Source organism: Streptomyces sp. NPDC003456 (genome assembly GCF_042878735.1).
Lineage (GTDB): Bacteria > Actinomycetota > Actinomycetes > Streptomycetales > Streptomycetaceae > Streptomyces.
In genome coordinates this window covers 247659-265553 of sequence record NZ_JBIAOK010000003.1, presented here as the reverse complement: position 1 = coordinate 265553, position 17895 = coordinate 247659, and the positions used below count along the sequence as shown (strand labels likewise).

The following is a 17895-nucleotide window of genomic DNA, read 5'->3' as shown; positions in this document are numbered from 1 at the left end:
GCTTACTGGACGGTTCACCAGTCAGTGCCGTCTCCCGGGGGTCCCCGGTGACGGGTGGGGCGCACGCGGCGCGGCGCCCGCGTACGAAGGGAACGACGTGACACGCAAGACGGTGCGAATCGCCATGAACGGCGTGACCGGGCGCATGGGCTACCGCCAGCACCTGGTCCGCTCCCTCCTCGCCCTGCGCGCGCAGGGCGGACTCGACCTCGGCGACGGCACCGTGCTGTGGCCCGAACCGGTTCTGGTCGGCCGCCGCGAGCACGCGCTGCGGGCCCTGGCCGAGCGGCACGGACTGGAGCACTGGTCGACGGACCTGGACGCGGTCCTGGCCGACGCCTCGGTGGACGTCTACTTCGACGCCCAGGTCACCTCCGCCCGCGCGGAGGCCCTGAAGAAGGCCGTCGCCGCCGGCAAGCACGTCTACACCGAGAAGCCGACCGCGACGGGCCTCGCCGGCGCCCTGGAGCTCGCCCGCCTCGCGGACGAGGCCGGCGTCAAGCACGGCGTGGTCCAGGACAAGCTCTTCCTGCCGGGCCTGCTGAAGCTGAAGCGCCTGATCGACGGCGGCTTCTTCGGCCGGATCCTGTCCGTGCGCGGCGAGTTCGGCTACTGGGTCTTCGAGGGCGACTGGCAGGCGGCGCAGCGGCCGTCGTGGAACTACCGGGCGCAGGACGGCGGCGGCATCGTCGTCGACATGTTCCCGCACTGGGAGTACGTGCTGCACGAGCTGTTCGGGCGGGTCCGGTCCGTGCAGGCCCTCACCGCCACGCACATCCCGCAGCGCCGGGACGAGCACGGCAAGCCCTACGACGCCACCGCCGACGACGCCGCCTACGGGATCTTCGAGCTGGAGGGCGGTGCGATCGCGCAGATCAACTCCTCCTGGACCGTGCGCGTCCACCGCGACGAGCTGGTGGAGTTCCAGGTCGACGGGACCGAGGGCTCGGCGGTGGCCGGGCTGCGCACCTGCCGGGCGCAGCACCGCAGCGCCACCCCCAAGCCGGTGTGGAACCCGGACCTCCCGGCCACGGAGGTCTTCCGCGACCAGTGGCAGGAGGTCCCGGACAACGGCGAGTTCGACAACGGCTTCAAGGCCCAGTGGGAGCTGTTCCTCAAGCACGTGTACGCCGACGCGCCCTACCACTGGGACCTGCTGGCCGGGGCCCGCGGTGTCCAGCTCGCCGAGCTGGGGCTGCGCTCCTCGGCCGAGGGCCGCCGTCTCGACGTACCGGAGATCTCGCTGTGACACTCCGGCTCCCGGGCCCCGGAGGGGCGGTGCGCGCCTACGAGCCGCGCACCGAGCCGCTCGCCCTGTCCCCCGGCGCGCCCCTCACCTCCCGTACGGTCTTCTCGGCCGCGCACGTCGTCGCCGACCCCCGTGCCGACGTCTCGCCCGACTCGCCCGCCGCCGTCGACTGGGACGCCACCCTCGCCTTCCGCCGCCACCTGTGGTCGCACGGGCTCGGCGTGGCCGAGGCGATGGACACCGCGCAGCGCGGGATGGGCCTGGACTGGGCGGGTGCGGCGGAACTGATCCGCCGGTCGGCCGCCGAGGCCGGGTCGGTCGGCGGCCTGATCGCCTGCGGCGTGGGCACCGACCAGCTGCCGGTCACCGCATCCGGCCGCCCGTACGGCCTCGGCGCGATCCGGGCCGCGTACGAGGAGCAGCTCGCCGTCGTGGAGGAGTCCGGCGCGCAGGCGATCCTGATGGCCTCCCGGGCGCTGGCCGCGGCCGCCCGGGGGCCGGAGGACTACCTGGAGGTCTACGGGCATCTGCTGCGCCAGGCGTCGGAGCCGGTGATCCTGCACTGGCTCGGCCCGATGTTCGACCCGGCGCTGGAGGGCTACTGGGGTGCGGCGGACCTGGACGCGGCCACGCGCACCTTCCTGGACGTCGTCGCCGCCCACCCCGGCAAGGTGGACGGCATCAAGGTCTCGCTGCTGGACGCGCGGCGCGAGATCGACATCCGCCGCCGCCTGCCCCGGGGCGTGCGCTGCTACACGGGCGACGACTTCCACTACCCGGAGCTCGTCGCGGGCGACGCACAGGGTTTCAGCCACGCCCTGCTCGGCATCTTCGACCCGCTGGGCCCGCTGGCGGCCGAGGCGGTCCGGGTCCTGGACACGGGGGACGTGCGGGGCTTCCGGGGCCTCCTCGACCCCACGGTCGCACTGTCCCGGCACCTGTTCCAGGCGCCCACCCGCTTCTACAAGACGGGCGTGGTGTTCCTGGCGTGGCTGGCCGGCCACCAGGCCCACTTCACGATGGTCGGCGGCCTGCAGTCGGCCCGCTCGCTGCCGCACCTGGCGCGGGCGTACGAACTGGCGGACGGGCTGGGCCTGTTCCCCGACCCGAGGCTCGCGGAGGAGCGGATGAGGACACTGCTGGGCGTGTACGGGGTGGAGCAGTGAGCGGATCACCGGCCCGCTTCTCCGTCAACCAGATGACGGTGAAGCAGCTGTCGCTGCCGGAACTGGCCGACGGCTGCGCCCGGTTGGACATCGGGCACGTCGGCCTGTGGCGGGAGCCGGTCCGCTTCCACGGCCTGGAGGCCGCGGCGAAGCTGGTCCGGGACGCGGGCCTGACGGTGACGTCCCTGTGCCGGGGCGGCTTCCTCACGGCGATCGACCCGCGCGAGCGGGCGGAGGCGCTGGCGGACAACCGCCGGGCGGTCGACGAGGCGGCGGCCCTGGGCACGGACACGCTGGTGCTGGTCTCGGGCGGTCTGCCGGCCGGCTCCAGGGACCTGCGCGGGGCGCGGGAGCGCATCGCGGACGCTCTGGCGGAGCTCGGCCCGTACGCCGAGCGGCACGGGGTCCGGCTGGCGATCGAGCCGCTGCACCCCATGTTCGCCTCGGACCGCTGCGTGGTGTCGACGCTGGCTCAGGCCCTGGACCTCGCCGAACGCTTCCCGGCGCGGCAGGTCGGCGTCACGGTCGACACGTACCACGTCTGGTGGGACGACACGGCTCCCGGGCAGATCGCCCGGGCCGGGGCGGGCGGCCGCATCCACTGCTTCCAGCTCGCGGACTGGACGACCCCGCTGCCGGAGGGCGTCCTCGACGGCCGCGGGCAGCTCGGCGACGGCGCGATCGACATGCGGGAGTGGCAGGGCCACGTGGAGGCGGCGGGGTACTCCGGGCCGATCGAGGTCGAGTTGTTCAACGGCGGGCTGTGGGCCCGGGACGGGTTCGAGGTCCTGGCGGAGACGGCGGCGAGGTTCGCCGAGCACACCCGCTGACCCCCGCCCGGCCTCAGGGGCGCCCGGTGCGTGCCGGGACGGCCCCCGGTGTGCTGTCCGCACCGCCCGCAGACCCGGTGGACGGCAGCGGTCCGGCGGTCCGGCCGCGGCGCGGCGGCAGGGACGTCAGGGCCACTCCGCCGACCAGCAGGGCCGCCGCGCACCACCGCAGCGGGCTCACGGGCTCCCCGAGGAAGAGGAACGCCGAGGACATGCCGAAGACGGGCACCAGCAGCGAGAAGGGCGCGACGGTGGAGGCGGGGTGCCGGCGCAGCAGCCAGCCCCAGGCGCCGAAGCCGAAGACGGTGGTGATCCAGGCGACGTAGAGGACCGTGCCCGCGCCCTGCCAGTCCAGGGCGCGCAGGGCGGCGAGGTCGCGGGACGGGCCCTCGGTGAGCAGGGACAGCGCCAGCAGGGGCAGTACGGGGACGGTGCTGACCCACACCATGAAGTTGAGGGCGTCGGGGGGTGCGGCCCGGCGTGTGAGGACGTTCGAGGCGCCCCAGCAGGCCGCCGCCGCGACGACCAGGGCGAAGGCGCCGAGGGGCCCGGAGGCTCCCTCGTCCACGGCGGCCACGGCGATGCCGGCCAGGGCGACGGCCATGCCCAGCAGCCGTGTCCGGGACGGGCGCTCGCCCAGGGCCAGGGCGGCGATGCCGGCGGTGAACACCGCCTGGATCTGCAGCACCAGGGAGGACAGACCCGCCGGCATGCCCTGGTCCATGCCGATGAACAGCAGGCCGAACTTGGCCACGCCCAGGACGAGACCCACAGCCACGATCCACCTGAACGCCACCTTCGGCCTGCCGACGAGGAAGACCGCGGGCAGCGCCGCCGCCAGGAAGCGCAGGGCGGAGAAGAGCAGGGGCGGGAAGTGGTCGAGGCCGATCTCGATGACCGTGAAGTTGACGCCCCAGACGGCGGCGACCAGGACGGCGAGGGCGAGGTGTGCGGGACGCATGCCGTGAGCATCGCCGCCCGGCACCGTGAAGCACCAGCGATGATTGCTGCATGGTTGGATGAAGCACTGCTTATCGGTTGGTGACGACAGGGGGCGTCGATGCTCGATCTCCAGCGGCTGCGCGCACTGCACGCGGTCTCCGTGCACGGCACCGTCGGAGCCGCGGCCGTGGCGCTCGGATACACGCCCTCGGCCGTCTCCCAGCAGATCGCCAAGCTGGAACGGGAGACCAGGACCGTCCTGCTGGAGCGGGAGGGGCGGGGCGTGCGGCTGACCGACGAGGCGCGGCAACTGGTCGCTGCCGCGCAGCAGTTGATGGCCATCGTGGAGCGGGCGGAGACGGAGCTGGAGGAGCGGCGGGGGCTGCCCGCCGGGCGGCTGGCGATCGCCGCGTTCGCCTCGGCCGCGCGGGGGCTGATGCCGGGGGTGCTGGCCGAGCTGGCCCGCCTGCACCCCGCCCTGGACGCCCGGCTCACCGAGGTCGACCCGCACCTGTCGGTGGACCTCGTCGCCAAGGGGGCGGTCGACCTCGCCGTCGCGCACGACTGGGACATCGCCCCGCTGCCCGCCCCCGCCGGGGTGGAGCAGGCGGTCATCGGGGACGACCTGTGCGATCTGCTCGTGCCCGAGGGGCACCCGTTCGCCGGGCGGGCCGCCGTGCGGCGCGAGGAGCTGGGCGGCGAGCGGTGGATCTGCCAGCCGCCCGGGCGGGTCTGCCACGACTGGCTGCTGCGGACGCTGCGTGCGGCGGGGCATGAGCCGGACATCGTCCACCAGGCCGACGAGAACCCGACACTCGTCGCGCTGGTCGCGGCCGGGCTGGGCATCGCGCTCATTCCCCGGCTGGGGCGGGGGCCGCTGCCGGCCGGGGTGGTGCAGGTGCCGCTCGATCCGCTGCCGGTGCGGCGGTTGTACGCGCTGTGGCGGACGGGGGCGGCTCGCCGGCCGGCGATCGTCGAGACGGTGCGGGTCCTGGCGGAGCGGTGGCCGGCGGTGTCGGGGCGGCGGCCGGGCGACTGAGTGCGTGGGGGTGAGGGCGGCGGGGTGGTGGGCTGTGCGTGCGTTGTGGGTCTGTGCGGGTGCGTCGGGGTTGTTCGCGCAGTTCCCCGCGCCCCTGAGGGTGACGGGGGTGCTTGCGGCGGGTGGGTCTGCGCGGGTGCGTCGGGGCTGTGCGCGCAGTTCCCCGCGCCCCTGGCGAAGCCCGGGTCTCGGGAGTCTCGTCTGTTCCGGATCGGGGGGGCGGGGGGAACCCGGGGTGGGGGTGGGGCGTCATAGGGGCGGTCGTCGGGGAGTCTCCTCGGTGCGGTGTCGGCCCTCGCTCTGGCGGCGATCGCCGACCACCCTCTCCGCCGCACCGCGGCCGGCGGCCCCGCCGCCATCGGCACGTCCCCCTCCTACCGTGCCGGTGGCGGCCCTTCCGGCCACTGCGCGCTCCCTTGACTGGCAGAAACTTCCCGGATATTGGTGACCGGTTGGAAGTTTCCTTCAGCGGATCCGAGCGGATCACCTCCGGAAGGAGCGCACGTGCACGACACCGGCACGGCAAGCACGGGAAGCACCGCACAACCCTCCAGACGCACGGTCCTCGCCGCCACGGCCGGCGTCACCGCCCTCGCGGCCGCCGGCCCCGCCCACGCGGCGGCCGCCCCCGACGACGGCGGCCTGCGTGCGCTGATCTCCCGCATGACGCTGGAGGAGAAGGTCGGCCAGCTGTTCGTGATGCGGGTCTACGGCCACTCCGCCACCGCCCCCGACCAGGCCGACATCGACGCCAACCTCAAGGAGATCGGCGTCCGCACGGCCGCCGAGCTGATCGGCAGGTACCGGGTCGGCGGGATCATCTACTTCACCTGGGCGCACAACACCCGCGACCCGCACCAGATCGCCGAGCTGTCCAACGGCATCCAGCGGGCCTCCCTCGGTCTGCCCCGGGGCCTGCCCGTGCTCGTCTCCACCGACCAGGAGCACGGGATCGTGGCCCGGGTCGGCGAACCCGCGACCCTGTTCCCGGGGGCCATGGCCGTCGGCGCGGGCGGGTCCCGGTCCGACGCGCGCACGCTGGGCCGCATCGCCGGGCGCGAGCTGCGGGCCCTGGGCATCCGGCAGGACTACTCCCCCGTCGCCGACGTGAACGTCAACCCGGCCAACCCGGTCATCGGCGTACGGTCGTTCGGCGCGGACCCGCAGGCCGTGTCCGCGCTCGTCGCGGCCGAGGTCGCCGGGTACCAGGGGTCCGGGGTCGCCGCGACCGCCAAGCACTTCCCCGGGCACGGGGACACCAACGTCGACAGCCACACCGGCTTCCCCACCATCACGCACAGCCGTGACCTGTGGGAGCGGCTGGACGCCCCGCCGTTCCGGGCCGCGATCGCCGCCGGCATCGACTCGATCATGACCGCGCACCTGATGGTCCCCGCCCTGGACGACTCCGGCGATCCGGCGACCCTCTCCCACCCCATCCTCACCGGCATCCTGCGCGAACGCCTCGGCTACGACGGGGTCGTGGTCACCGACTCCCTCGGCATGGAGGGCGTGCGCACCAAGTACGGCGACGAGCGGGTGCCCGTCCTGGCCCTGAAGGCGGGGGTGGACCAGCTCCTCAACCCGCCCGACCTGGACCTCGCCTGGAACGCGGTGCTGACCGCCGTGCGCGAGGGGGAGCTGACCGAGGAGCGGCTGGACCGCTCGGTGCTGCGGATCCTGCGGCTGAAGGCCAGGCTCGGGCTGTTCCGCGAGCCGTACGTCCGGCTCGGCGACGTCGACCGGACCGTGGGCAGGCGGTCGCACCTCGCCGCCGCCGACCGCATCGCCGAGCGGAGCACCACCCTGCTCGTCAACGAGGGGCGGCTGCTGCCGCTGTCGCGGCGCCGGCACCCCGAGGTGCTGGTGGTCGGGGCCGATCCGGCCTCGCCGTCGGGGACGACCGGACCGCCCACGGGCGTGCTGGCGACCGCCCTGTCCGAACTCGGCTTCACCGCCACCGCCTTGTCCACCGGCACCGCCCCCTCGGCGGCGACGATCGCCAAGGCGGTCGCGGCCGCGCGGGACGCGGACGCGGTGGTGGTCGCCACGTACAACGTCACGGCGGGCAGCAGCCAGCGCACGCTGGTCGAGCAACTGGTGGCGACGGGAACGCCGGTCGTGGCGGTCGCGGTCCGCAACCCGTACGACGTGGCCCACCTGCCGTCCGTGCCGGCCTTCCTGGCCGCCTACTCCTGGACGGACGTCGAGGTGCGGGCCGCGGCCCGGGTCATCGCCGGGCGGGTGGGGCCGCGCGGGAAGCTGCCGGTGCCCGTGCAGCGGGCGGACGACCCGGAGCAGGTGCTGTACCCGATCGGTCACGGCCTGACGTACTAGACGTACGCCCCGCGACGGGCGCACCACCCCCACCGTGCGCAAACCCTCCGGTGTGCCTGGCGTGCGCCCGTCGCGGCGGGCCACGCTGGGCGGGCACAACCGGGGGGTTCGGCCATGCGTGAGAGATGTTCCGTGGGGGTGGTCTGCGGGCTGGTGGCGCTGATCGGCGCGCTGCTGGCGGGATGCCAGAGTCCTTCGGGAGGGCTGGGCGGGGACGGCCGGCTGAGCGGCCCCGCGGCCGGGCGGACCGCCCCGGCGTCACCAGGGCCCACCCGGACGCCCGCCGGGTACGGGGCGGTGTTCCTCGCGGTGGGCGAGTGCAGTTCGTTCGGCACGACGAGCTTCACCGAGGTGCCGTGTTCCGGGGAGCGGGCCGCGGCCCGGGTGACGGCCCGGCACGCCGGCACGGTCCGGGACGGGCCGCGCTGTCCGCCCACGACCGACTTCGTGCTGCACATCAGCGAGCAGCGGCCCTCCTCCGACGAGGACGGCGACGGGGCGGTGCCGCGGGGCTACGCCTGCATGCGCAACCTCCAGCCGCCGCACCCGGGCGATCCCGGCGGCGGGGGCGGACCCCGCACCGTCGTGGGCGACTGCGTCTACGGCTCCGGCGGCGGGCAGGTCCGGGAGACGGCCTGCGACGGCGGGGGCGAGGAGAAGCCCGAGTACGAGGTCACGCGGGCGGTGGTCAGGCGGGCCGACTGCCCGGCCACGACCGCCCTGTACGTGCGGCTGGGCGGCGAGCGGCCCGTGGGCTGCGCCCGGCCGCTGTGAGCGGCCGGGCGCGGCGGGGCGTCACGGACGCAGCGTCATCTCCCGCTGCACGTCACGCTTGTCGAGCTTGCTGTCGAACTTCGCCAGCGGCCTGGCGGCCTGCGGGTCGGCCTGGACCGTGCCGGAGGCGACTCCCGCCCAGTCGAGGATGCGGGCGGTGGCCAGCGCCTTCTCCTCGGGCACCAGGCCCGCGACGTTGGCGCCGTGGTTCATGCCGGGGGCGGTGAAGACGTAGGAGTCCTTCGCGCCCTTGCCCACGCGGAACGGCTCCGCGCCCCACGGGTCGTTCTGCCCGTAGACGAAGAGCATGCGGCGGGCGTTGTGGCGGACCCAGGTGTCCACGTCGCGCATGGCCGACGGCTGGAACTTCATCGGGATGTCGCGCGGCACGAAGTTGCGCGGCGGCTGGTAGCCGTAGCGGATGTACTGCTTCTCGATGTACGGGAAGCGGATCGTGGGCGCGCCGAGCTGCGTACCGGCCTGGTAGTAGTACGGCGTGTAGGTGGACAGGCCCTGGTCGGCGTAGGCGGAGAAGCCGGAGATGCCGTCGACGGAGTTCCAGATCTCGTCGTCCGTGGCGTTCGCGGCGTCGGCCGGGATCTGGTCGCAGTCGGACAGCAGGCTGTACTGCCAGAAGCCCCACACGTAGTCCAGGACGGTCGCCTCGTAGGCCTTGTCCAGGCTGCCGATGGTGGTGAAGGTGAGGCCGTTCTCCTCGGCGTAGGCCGCGTACTTCTTCTCCAGCGGCTCGCGGCGCACCAGCGCCTCGCGCTGCACGGCGTTCAGCCGGTCGCGGCACTCCTCGGTGCCGACGCGGGCGAAGAAGCGGTCGTAGGCCGAGTCCTCCTTGTTCACCACGTCGTTGGGGGCGACGTAGGCGACGACGCCGTCCATGTCACGCGGGTAGAAGCGCTCGTAGTAGGTGGCGGTCATGCCGCCCTTGGAGCCGCCGGTGGAGATCCACTTCTTGCTGTAGATGCCCTTCAGCGCCGTGAAGACCCGGTGCTGGTCGCTGGCGGCCTGCCAGATGTCCAGCTTGGACCAGTCGGCCGGGGTGGGCCGGGACGGGGTGAAGAAGCGGTACTCCAGGGAGACCTGGTTGCCGTCGACGATCTGCGTGGGCTCGCTGCGGCGGGGCGTGGTGGAGACGTTGTAGCCGCTGGTGAAGAAGACCGTCGGCCGCGCGACGTCCTTGTGCAGCACGGTGATGCGCTGCTGGAACGTGCCCTTGGACGGCTTCCGGTGGTCGACCGGCTGGGTGTAGTTCAGGACGAAGAAGCGGTAGCCGGTGTAGGGCTTCTCCTCGACCAGGCTCATGCCCGGGACGGACAGCAGCCTCTCCTTGATGTCGGTGGTGCCGTCGGTGCCGGTGGCATCGGCGGCGGTGGCCGCTCCCGCCGTGCTCAACGTGCCTATGAGCACCGTGAGCGCCAGCAGCCATCTGAGCGCCTTGCGCATGCGCACTCCCCTGTGAGACATATGTGCGCCGGAAGCTAGCGGACCAACTCGCCGGAGCACCAGGGGACATGGGGAAAACCCTGTGCGCGGGGGCGCGCGGCACCCGCCGGACGGGGCGTCAGCACAGGATCCAGCCGGAGCTGAACCTGACCTCCCCCACCCGGCCCTTGAGCCACACGCAGCGGCGTCCGGCGTGCACGGTCACCGGGCCCGCCCGGTAGGCGTAGCGGCCTTGGTCGACCACCGGCCGGTTGCCCCGGGCCTGCACGCTCACCGACATCCTGCGCTTCGTGCCGGGTCTCTTGGCGGTGGTCACGGCGCAGACGTAGCCGCCGCGCTTGTAGACGAGAACAGTGCCGGTGGCGAACGGCAGGGTGCGGACCTTGCGGCCGGGGCAGGACGCGGAGGCGGCCTGCGCCTGGCCGGGCACGGCGACGGCGAGCAGCCCCGAGGCGGTCAGCACGGCCAGGCCGAGCGCGAGCCGCCGGCGTATCGGTCCACTGTCCACTGTCGTCCTCCGCGTCGTCCGCGACCATCGGCGTACGGCAGTACGGACGCATGACGTACGTCGGACGGTTGCACGAGTGTTACAGAGACGGGTGTGGCTGCCGGGTCAGCGGCGCGCGCCCACCGGCTCCTCCGGTTCGGCGCCGATGAACGTGCGCCACAGACGTGCGTAGCGCCCGCCGCGCGCGAGCAGTTCCTCGTGGGTGCCGTCCTCCGCGACGCGGCCGTGGTCCATGACGACGACCCGGTCCGCGCGGGCCGCGGTGGTCAGCCGGTGGGCCACCACCAGGGTCGTGCGGCGGCCCGCGAGGCGGTCGGTGGCCTGGTTGACCTGGGCCTCGGTGGCCAGGTCGAGGGCGGCCGTCGCCTCGTCGAGCAGCAGCACGTCCGGGTCGACCAGCTCGGCCCGGGCCAGCGCGATCAGCTGGCGCTGGCCCGCGGAGAGGTTGCGGCCGCGCTCGGCGACGGCGTGCAGGTAGCCGCCCTCCAGGGTGGCGATCATCTCGTGCGCGCCGACCGCCCGCGCCGCGGCCTCCACCTCGGCGTCGGTGGCGTCGGGGCGCCCGTAGGCGATGGCGTCGCGGACGGTGCCCTGGAAGAGGTACGCCTCCTGCGGGACGACCCCGAGACGGTGCCGGTAGGAGGTGAGGTCCAGCTCCCGCAGGTCGGTCCCGTCGACGGTGACCCGGCCCTCGGTCGGGTCGTAGAACCGGGCGACGAGCTTGACCAGCGTGGACTTGCCGGCGCCGGTCTCGCCGACGAAGGCGACGGTCTGCCCGGCGGGGATGCGCAGGTCGACCCCGCCGAGTGCCGCCTCGCCCTGCTCGGCGGCCCCGTACGCGAAGTGCACGCCCTCGAAGGCGATCTCGCCGCGCAGGGAGGTGACCTCGGCGGGTGCGGCGGCGGACTTGGTCGACGTGGGCTCGCGCAGCAGCTCCTGGATGCGGCCGAGGGAGACGGTCGCCTGCTGGTAGCCGTCGAAGACCTGGGAGAGCTGCTGCACGGGCGCGAAGAACAGGTCGATGTAGAGCAGGTACGCCACCAGCGAGCCGATCGCCAGCGTCCCGTCGTCGACCCGGGCGCCGCCCACGATCAGCACGGCCGCGGCCGCCACGGACGACAGGAACTGCACGAACGGGAAGTACACGGAGATCAGCCACTGCCCGCGGATGCGGGCCTGCCGGTAGCTGTGGCTGCGCTCGGCGAACCGCCGGCCGCCGTCCCGCTCGCGCCGGAACGCCTGCACGATCCGCAGCCCCGACACCGACTCCTGGAGGTCGGCGTTGACCGCCGACACCCGCTCGCGGGCCAGCTCGTACGCCTTCACGCTCGCCCGGCGGAAGAAGAACGTGGCGATGATCAGCGGCGGCAGCGTCGCGAAGACGACCAGGGCGAGCTGCACGTCGATGACCAGCAGGGCGACCATGATGCCGAAGAAGGTGACGACCGAGACGAAAGCCGTGACCAGGCCCGTCTGGAGGAACGTCGACAGCGCGTCGACGTCCGTCGTCATCCGGGTCATGATCCGGCCGGTCAGCTCCCGCTCGTAGTAGTCGAGCCCGAGGCGCTGGAGCTGGGCGAAGATCTTCAGCCGCAGCGCGTACAGGACCCGCTCGCCGGTCCGCCCGGTCATCCGGGTCTCGCCGACCTGGGCCGCCCACTGCACGGCCACCGTGCCCAGCCCCAGCAGGGCCGCCGCCCACACCGCGCCGAGCGCGGCCTGGGTGACGCCGGAGTCGATGCCGTGCCGGATCAGCACGGGCAGCAGCAGGCCCGTGCCCGCGTCGACGGCGACCAGGGCGAGGCTGATCAGCAGCGGCCATCCGAAGCCGCGCAGCAGCCGGCGCAGCCCGTAGGAGTCCTCGGGGCGCACGGCCTGCGCCTCGTCGACGTCGGGCACGTCGGTGGCCGGGGGCAGCGCCTCCACCTGGGCGAGCAGCTCCGGGGTGGCGGGGCTGCCGGCCAGCGCCGTGTCCTCGCGTTCGCGGTCCCCGGTCCACAGCCGGGGGGTGACCCCGCGCTCGGCGTCGTACTCCGCGTCCAGCTCGTCGCGGACGGAGGTGTCCTCCTCGGGGCAGGCGGGCGGGGTGTGGCCCGGGGAGACCCCGCCCAGCTCGTCGGGGTCGGTGAGCAGCCGCCGGTAGAGGGCCGAGCGGCGCTGGAGCTCGTCGTGGGTGCCGATGTCGGCGAGCCGGCCGCCGTCCAGGACGGCGATGCGGTCGGCGAGGTTCAGGGTGGAGCGGCGGTGGGCGATCAGCAGGGTGGTGCGGCCCCGCATGACGCCCTTGAGCGCCTCGTGGATCTCGTGCTCGACGCGGGCGTCCACGGCGGAGGTGGCGTCGTCCAGGACCAGCAGGCGCGGGTCGCTGAGGAGGGCGCGGGCCAGGGCGATGCGCTGGCGCTGCCCGCCGGAGAGGGTCAGTCCGTGCTCGCCGACGGTGGTGTCGTAGCCGTCGGGCAGCTCGGCGATGAACCGGTCGGCCTGGGCGGCCCGGGCCGCCTTCTCGATCTGCTCCTGGGTGGCGTCGGGGCGGCCGTAGGCGATGTTGCTGCGGACGGTGTCGGAGAAGAGGAACGAGTCCTCCGGGACCAGCCCGATCGCGGACCTCAGCGACTCCAGCGTCAGCTCCCGCACGTCGTGCCCGCCGACCAGGACGGCGCCGCGGGTGACGTCGTAGAAGCGCGGCAGCAGCAGGGAGACGGTGGACTTGCCGGAGCCGGAGGAGCCGACGACGGCGAGGGTCTCGCCCGGGCGGATCTCGAAGGAGAGGCCGTCCAGGACCGGGCGGTCGGCGTCGTAGCCGAAGGAGACGCCGTCGAACTCGACCGTCGCGGGGGCGTCGGCCGGCAGGTCCTTCTCACCGTCGCGCAGGGAGGGCTCGGTGTCGATCAGCTCCAGGACGCGTTCGGTGCCGGCGCGGGCCTGCTGCGCGACGGTGAGCACCACGGCGAGCATGCGGACCGGCCCGACGAGCTGGGCCAGGTAGGTGGAGAACGCGACGAACGTGCCGAGCGTGATGTGCCCGCGGACCGCCAGCCAGCCGCCGAGCGCCAGCATCGCGACCTGGCCGAGCGCGGGGACGGACTGCAGGGCCGGGGTGTAGACCGAGTTGAGGCGGATGGTGCGCAGCCGGCCCGCGTAGAGCCTGCGGCCGACCTCGCGGAGCTTGCCGGTCTCCTGCTCCTCCTGCCCGAAGCCCTTGACGACCCGGACGCCGCTGACGGCCCCGTCGACCACGCCGGCGACGGCCGCGGCCTGGGCCTGGGCGTACCAGGTGGAGGGGTGCAGCCGGGTGCGGCTGCGCCGGGCGATCCACCACAGGGCGGGTGCGACGGCCAGGGCGACCAGGGTCAGCGGCACGGACAGCCACGCCATGACCACCAGGGAGATCAGGAACAGGGCGAAGTTCCCGATGGTCATCGGGAGCATGAACAGCAGGCCCTGGATGAGCTGGAGGTCGCTGGTGGCGCGGCCGACGACCTGGCCGGTGGACAGCTCGTCCTGGCGGCGGCCGTCGAGCCGGGTGATCGTGCCGAACATCTCCGTCCGCAGGTCGTGCTGGACGTCGAGGGCGAGGCGTCCGCCGTAGTAGCGGCGGACGTAGGTCAAGACGTACACGGCCAGGGCGGCGGCGACCAGGAGCCCGGCCCAGGTGGTCATGGACCGGGTGTGGTCGCTGACGACGTCGTCGATGATCACCTTGGTGATCAGCGGGACGAGCGCCATCACGGCCATGCCGGCGAGCGAGGAGCCGAGGGCGAGGACGACGTCCTTGGGATGGCGCCATGCGTAGGCCCACAGTCGTCGTGCCCATCCCCGTTTCGGTGTCACACCCGTGCCTTCCGGTCGTCCTGATCTGCCGGAAGGCTGCAACGCCGTGAGCGGCCGATTTCATCCCGCCGTAACAATGCGACTGCCGGCGGGGAGGCCGGGGCGGGGCCCGTCAGCTCGCCGCCAGGTCGCGGTGGATGACCTTGGCGACGGCCTGGATGGTGGCGATGCCGTAGTTCATCGTGCTGTTGCCGTGGGTGAGCACCGTCATCACGTAGTCGTGGCCCCCGCCCTTGAACGCCCCGATGCTGTGCACGCGCCAGCCGTTGCTCGACCGCTGCAGCCAGCCGTTCTTCACGGCCACGGTGACACCGGAGGGCACCCCGTACGGCGTCCCCCAGCGCTGCGACGACACGACCTGGCCCATCAGCTTCAGGATGTAGGCGCGGGAGTTGTCGCTGAGGACGGTGTTCCTGCCGGTGATGAGCTTGAGCAGCTTCTGCTCGTCGGTGACGGTGATCTGGGTGAGACCCCAGTAGCCGTCGGCGCCGGGCCTGGTCTGGGTCATGCCGGCGGCCGCGAGGAAGTTCCTGATCTTCGTCAGGCCCAGCTGCTTCCACAGCGTGGAGGTCGCGGTGTTGTCCGACTTGGTGATCATCGCCTTGGCGAGACCGGCCTCGCGGTCGGTGAGGTACCGGTTCGTCCTCTTGGCGTCCCACAGCAGCGCGGCGAGGACCGCGACCTTCACGACGCTGGCGGAGTCGTAGGCCGTTCCGGCGCGCAGGGTGCAGGTGGTGTTCGTGCTGCGGTCGTGCAGGCCGACGGCGACCGTGCCCTTGCGGGTGGCCAGCGCGGCGGTGATGTCCTTGGTCAGCTTGGCGGCCAGCCCCGCCCTCGCGGACGTGCAGGTCACGGGGGGCGGGGCAGCGGCGGCGGGCGTGGCGGCGGCGACGAGCGGCACGAGGACGCCCGTACCCACGGCCACCGCCAGCACTCTCGCGCGGCGGGGTGTCCGAGAAGTCATGCACCCCTTGACCGCCGGACGCCACCGAATGGTTGTATGACCTGCGAAGACTTGTGCGAGTCGTTACCGGCTCGCGCCCCCGCCCCCGGGGAGTACCACCCGCTCGGTTCGAGGCCGCCGGGCCGGGCGCTCAGTCCAGGTGGGTCGGTGCGAACATCCGCAGCACGGCCGGCAGCAGCACCACCGAGGGGCCGGGCGACGCGAACGCCTTGGCGAGGTCCTGCTCCAGGTTCTCCGGGCTCGTGCGGACCCCGGGCACGCCGAAGGACTCGGCCAGGGCCACGTAGTCGGGCCGGGTCAGTTCGGTCGCGGTCGCCTCGCCGAACGCGTCGTTCATGTACTCGCGCAGGATGCCGTAGCCGCCGTCGTCGACGATGAGCCAGGTGACGTTGAGGTCGTACTGGCGGGCGGTGGCCAGCTCGGCGATCGAGTACAGGGCGCCGCCGTCGCCGGAGACCGCGAGGACGGGGCGGGTCGGGTCGGCCGCCGCCGCGCCCAGGGCCGCCGGGAAGCCGTAGCCGAGGCCGCCGGCGCCCTGCGCGGAGTGCATGTGGTTGGGGCCCTTGGCGTCGAAGGCCGACCAGGCCCAGTACGCCAGGATCGTCATGTCCCAGAAGGAGGGGGAGTCGGCGGGCAGCGCCCTGCGCACGGACGCCAGCACCTCCTGCTCGAGGGTGAGGTCCTGGGCGGCGATGCGGCCGGCGACCTTCGCCAGCACCTCGCGGACGCGGTCCGCCGCGGCCGCGTCCTCCCGGGGCGTGACCGTCTCCAGCAGGGCCTGCAGGGCGAGGCGGGCGTCGGCGTGGATGCCGAGGGCCGGGTGGTTGGACTCCAGCTTGCCGAGGTCGGCCTCGATCTGGACGACTCGGCCGCGCGGCTTGAACGTGTGGTAGTTCGAGGAGAGCTCACCGAGCCCCGAGCCGACGACCAGCAGGACGTCCGCGTCCTCCAGGAAGTCGGTGGTGTGGCGGTCCTCGATCCAGGACTGCAGGGACAGCGGGTGGTTCCAGGGAAATGCGCCCTTGCCGCCGGGGGTGGTGACGACGGGGGCCCGGAGCCGTTCCGCCAGTTGCTTCAGCTTGCCGGAGGCGTCCGCGCGGACCACGCCCCCGCCCGCGATGATCGCCGGCCGGGCCGCCCGGGACAGCAGGTCGGCGGCGACGGCGGTCAGCTCGGGGCGCGGCACCAGTTCCTCGGGGAAGGCGTCGCCGCCGGTGACGACCGGGATCGACGTCCGGGCGAGGAGCACGTCCTGCGGGATCTCCACCCACACCGGCCCGTGCGGGGCGGTCAGTGCCGACTTCCAGGCCGCCTCGACGGCCGAGGGGATCTGCGACTGGGTGCGCACGGTGTGGACGGACTTCACCACGCCACGGAACGAGGCCGCCTGGTCGGGCAGTTCGTGCAGGTAGCCGTGGCGGCCGCCGCCGAGGCCCGCCGTCGGGACCTGGCTGCTGATCGCCAGCACCGGCGCGGAGGCGGCCGCCGCCTCCTGGAGCGCGGCGAGGGACGTCAGCGCGCCCGGCCCGGTCGACAGCAGCAGCGGCGCGGCCTCACCGGTGATCCGGCCGTAGGCGTCGGCCGCGAACCCGGCGTTGTTCTCCACCCGCAGGCCGATGTAGCGCAGGTCGGAGCGGCGCAGCGCGTCGAACATGCCGAGGGCGTGCTGGCCGGGCAGGCCGAAGACGGTCGTGGCGCCGAGCCCGGCCAGCGTCTCCACGACCAGGTCTCCGCCGTTGCGGCCGGGAGGAGGGTTGAGGGCGGCCTCCGTCTGCGCGGGCGTCGGGCGGAGCACCAGGTCGTGGTCGTGGGTCACTTGGCTTCCGAGTCCTTCCGGGCCGCGGCGATCTGGCGGGACATGATCGTGGTCAGTTCGTACGCCGTGTGGGACGCGGCCACCGACGTGATCTCGGCGTGATCGTACGCGGGGGCCACCTCGACGACGTCGGCCGAGACCAGGTTGCAGGAGGCCAGGCCGCGCAGGATCTCCAGCAGCTCGCGCGAGGTCATGCCGCCGGCCTCGGGCGTGCCCGTGCCGGGGGCGTGGGCCGGGTCGAGGCAGTCGATGTCGATGGAGATGTACAGCGGCCGGTCGCCGATGCGCTGGCGGAGCTGGTCGGCGACCTCGTCGGCGCCGCGCCGGTAGACGTCGGCGGAGGTGACGATGCCGAAGCCCATCTTCTCGTCGTCGGTCAGGTCCTGCTTGCCGTACAGCGGGCCGCGGGTGCCGACGTGGGAGAGCGCCTCGGTGTCGAGGATGCCCTCCTCGACCGCGCGGCGGAACGGGGTGCCGTGGGTGTACTCGGCGCCGAAGTAGGTGTCCCAGGTGTCCAGGTGGGCGTCGAAGTGCAGCAGGGCGACGGGGCCGTGCTTCTTGGCGACCGAGCGCAGCAGGGGCAGCGCGATGGTGTGGTCGCCCCCGAGGGTCATCAGCCGGGCGCCCGTGCCGAGCAGGTCGTCCGCGGCGGCCTCGACGGTCTCCACGGCCTCGTTGATGTTGAACGGGTTCACGGCGATGTCGCCGCCGTCCGCGACCTGCGCCAGGGCGAAGGGCGAGGCGTCCTGCGCCGGGTTGTAGGGGCGCAGCAGCCGGGACGCCTCACGGATCGCGTTGCCGCCGAAGCGGGCGCCCGGCCGGTACGAGACGCCGGAGTCGAACGGCACACCGACCACGGCGACGTCGGCGCGGCCGACCTCGTCCAGCCGGGGCAGCCGGGCGAAGGTGGCGGGGCCGGAGTACCGCGGGACGCGGGAGGAGTCGACGGGGCCGCGCGGGGTCTCGTTGCTGCTCATGAAG

Annotated in this window: 13 protein-coding genes; 6 read left to right on the top strand and 7 right to left on the bottom strand. The window is 73.5% G+C overall.

Annotated features, from left to right (window positions below; genetic code table 11):
- Positions 1 to 97: 97 nt before the first annotated feature.
- Genes ACFYWG_RS12210 through ACFYWG_RS12200 form a run of 3 tightly spaced genes read left to right on the top strand, consistent with a single transcriptional unit; the run spans position 98 to position 3245 of the window.
- Positions 98 to 1249 (top strand): Gfo/Idh/MocA family protein, encoded by a 1152-nt coding sequence (locus ACFYWG_RS12210; protein ID WP_389201002.1) that lies wholly within the window; start codon positions 98 to 100, stop codon positions 1247 to 1249.
- Positions 1246 to 2415, top strand: coding sequence for a dihydrodipicolinate synthase family protein (locus ACFYWG_RS12205; RefSeq protein WP_385419020.1), 1170 nt, complete (start codon positions 1246 to 1248; stop codon positions 2413 to 2415). The genes ACFYWG_RS12210 and ACFYWG_RS12205 overlap by 4 nt, the downstream gene beginning before the upstream one ends.
- Before the next feature lie 32 nt (positions 2416 to 2447).
- Complete coding sequence (locus ACFYWG_RS12200; RefSeq protein WP_389201793.1) at positions 2448 to 3245, top strand: sugar phosphate isomerase/epimerase family protein; 798 nt, start codon at positions 2448 to 2450, stop codon at positions 3243 to 3245.
- A 13-nt stretch (positions 3246 to 3258) separates the two neighbouring features.
- Here ACFYWG_RS12200 and ACFYWG_RS12195 read toward each other — a convergent pair whose 3' ends face one another.
- On the bottom strand, positions 3259 to 4206 hold the full coding sequence (locus ACFYWG_RS12195) for an EamA family transporter (RefSeq protein WP_389201000.1): 948 nt from the start codon (positions 4204 to 4206) through the stop codon (positions 3259 to 3261).
- 99 nt (positions 4207 to 4305) lie between these two features.
- On the opposite strand from ACFYWG_RS12195, the gene ACFYWG_RS12190 reads away from it, so the two are divergent.
- The 3 genes from ACFYWG_RS12190 (at position 4306) to ACFYWG_RS12180 (ending at position 8337) form a co-directional block, all read left to right on the top strand.
- Positions 4306 to 5226 carry a LysR family transcriptional regulator gene (locus tag ACFYWG_RS12190; protein ID WP_383499212.1) on the top strand — a complete coding sequence of 307 codons (921 nt, stop codon included), beginning with the start codon at positions 4306 to 4308 and terminating at the stop codon, positions 5224 to 5226.
- Positions 5227 to 5730: 504 nt separating this feature from the next.
- The gene (locus ACFYWG_RS12185) at positions 5731 to 7563 is read left to right on the top strand and encodes a glycoside hydrolase family 3 protein (protein WP_389200997.1); all 1833 of its coding nucleotides are present in this window, start codon (positions 5731 to 5733) and stop codon (positions 7561 to 7563) included.
- Between the two features lie 114 nt (positions 7564 to 7677).
- Complete coding sequence (locus ACFYWG_RS12180; RefSeq protein WP_385419014.1) at positions 7678 to 8337, top strand: hypothetical protein; 660 nt, start codon at positions 7678 to 7680, stop codon at positions 8335 to 8337.
- A 21-nt stretch (positions 8338 to 8358) separates the two neighbouring features.
- Here ACFYWG_RS12180 and ACFYWG_RS12175 read toward each other — a convergent pair whose 3' ends face one another.
- From ACFYWG_RS12175 to speB, 6 genes are all read right to left on the bottom strand, one after another.
- Complete coding sequence (locus ACFYWG_RS12175) at positions 8359 to 9795, bottom strand: S28 family serine protease (protein ID WP_376331708.1); 1437 nt, start codon at positions 9793 to 9795, stop codon at positions 8359 to 8361.
- A 118-nt stretch (positions 9796 to 9913) separates the two neighbouring features.
- Positions 9914 to 10303 (bottom strand): hypothetical protein, encoded by a 390-nt coding sequence (locus ACFYWG_RS12170; protein ID WP_383499225.1) that lies wholly within the window; start codon positions 10301 to 10303, stop codon positions 9914 to 9916.
- Positions 10304 to 10408: 105 nt separating this feature from the next.
- Positions 10409 to 14134 carry an ABC transporter ATP-binding protein gene (locus ACFYWG_RS12165; RefSeq protein ID WP_389200993.1) on the bottom strand — a complete coding sequence of 1242 codons (3726 nt, stop codon included), beginning with the start codon at positions 14132 to 14134 and terminating at the stop codon, positions 10409 to 10411.
- A gap of 112 nt (positions 14135 to 14246) precedes the next feature.
- Positions 14247 to 15098 carry a serine hydrolase gene (locus ACFYWG_RS12160; protein ID WP_389200991.1) on the bottom strand — a complete coding sequence of 284 codons (852 nt, stop codon included), beginning with the start codon at positions 15096 to 15098 and terminating at the stop codon, positions 14247 to 14249.
- A 130-nt stretch (positions 15099 to 15228) separates the two neighbouring features.
- Complete coding sequence (locus ACFYWG_RS12155; RefSeq protein ID WP_383499231.1) at positions 15229 to 16914, bottom strand: thiamine pyrophosphate-binding protein; 1686 nt, start codon at positions 16912 to 16914, stop codon at positions 15229 to 15231.
- Positions 16911 to 17891, bottom strand: coding sequence for an agmatinase (speB, locus tag ACFYWG_RS12150; protein ID WP_389200989.1), 981 nt, complete (start codon positions 17889 to 17891; stop codon positions 16911 to 16913). Before speB ends, ACFYWG_RS12155 begins: the two co-directional genes overlap by 4 nt.
- Positions 17892 to 17895 lie beyond the last annotated feature (4 nt).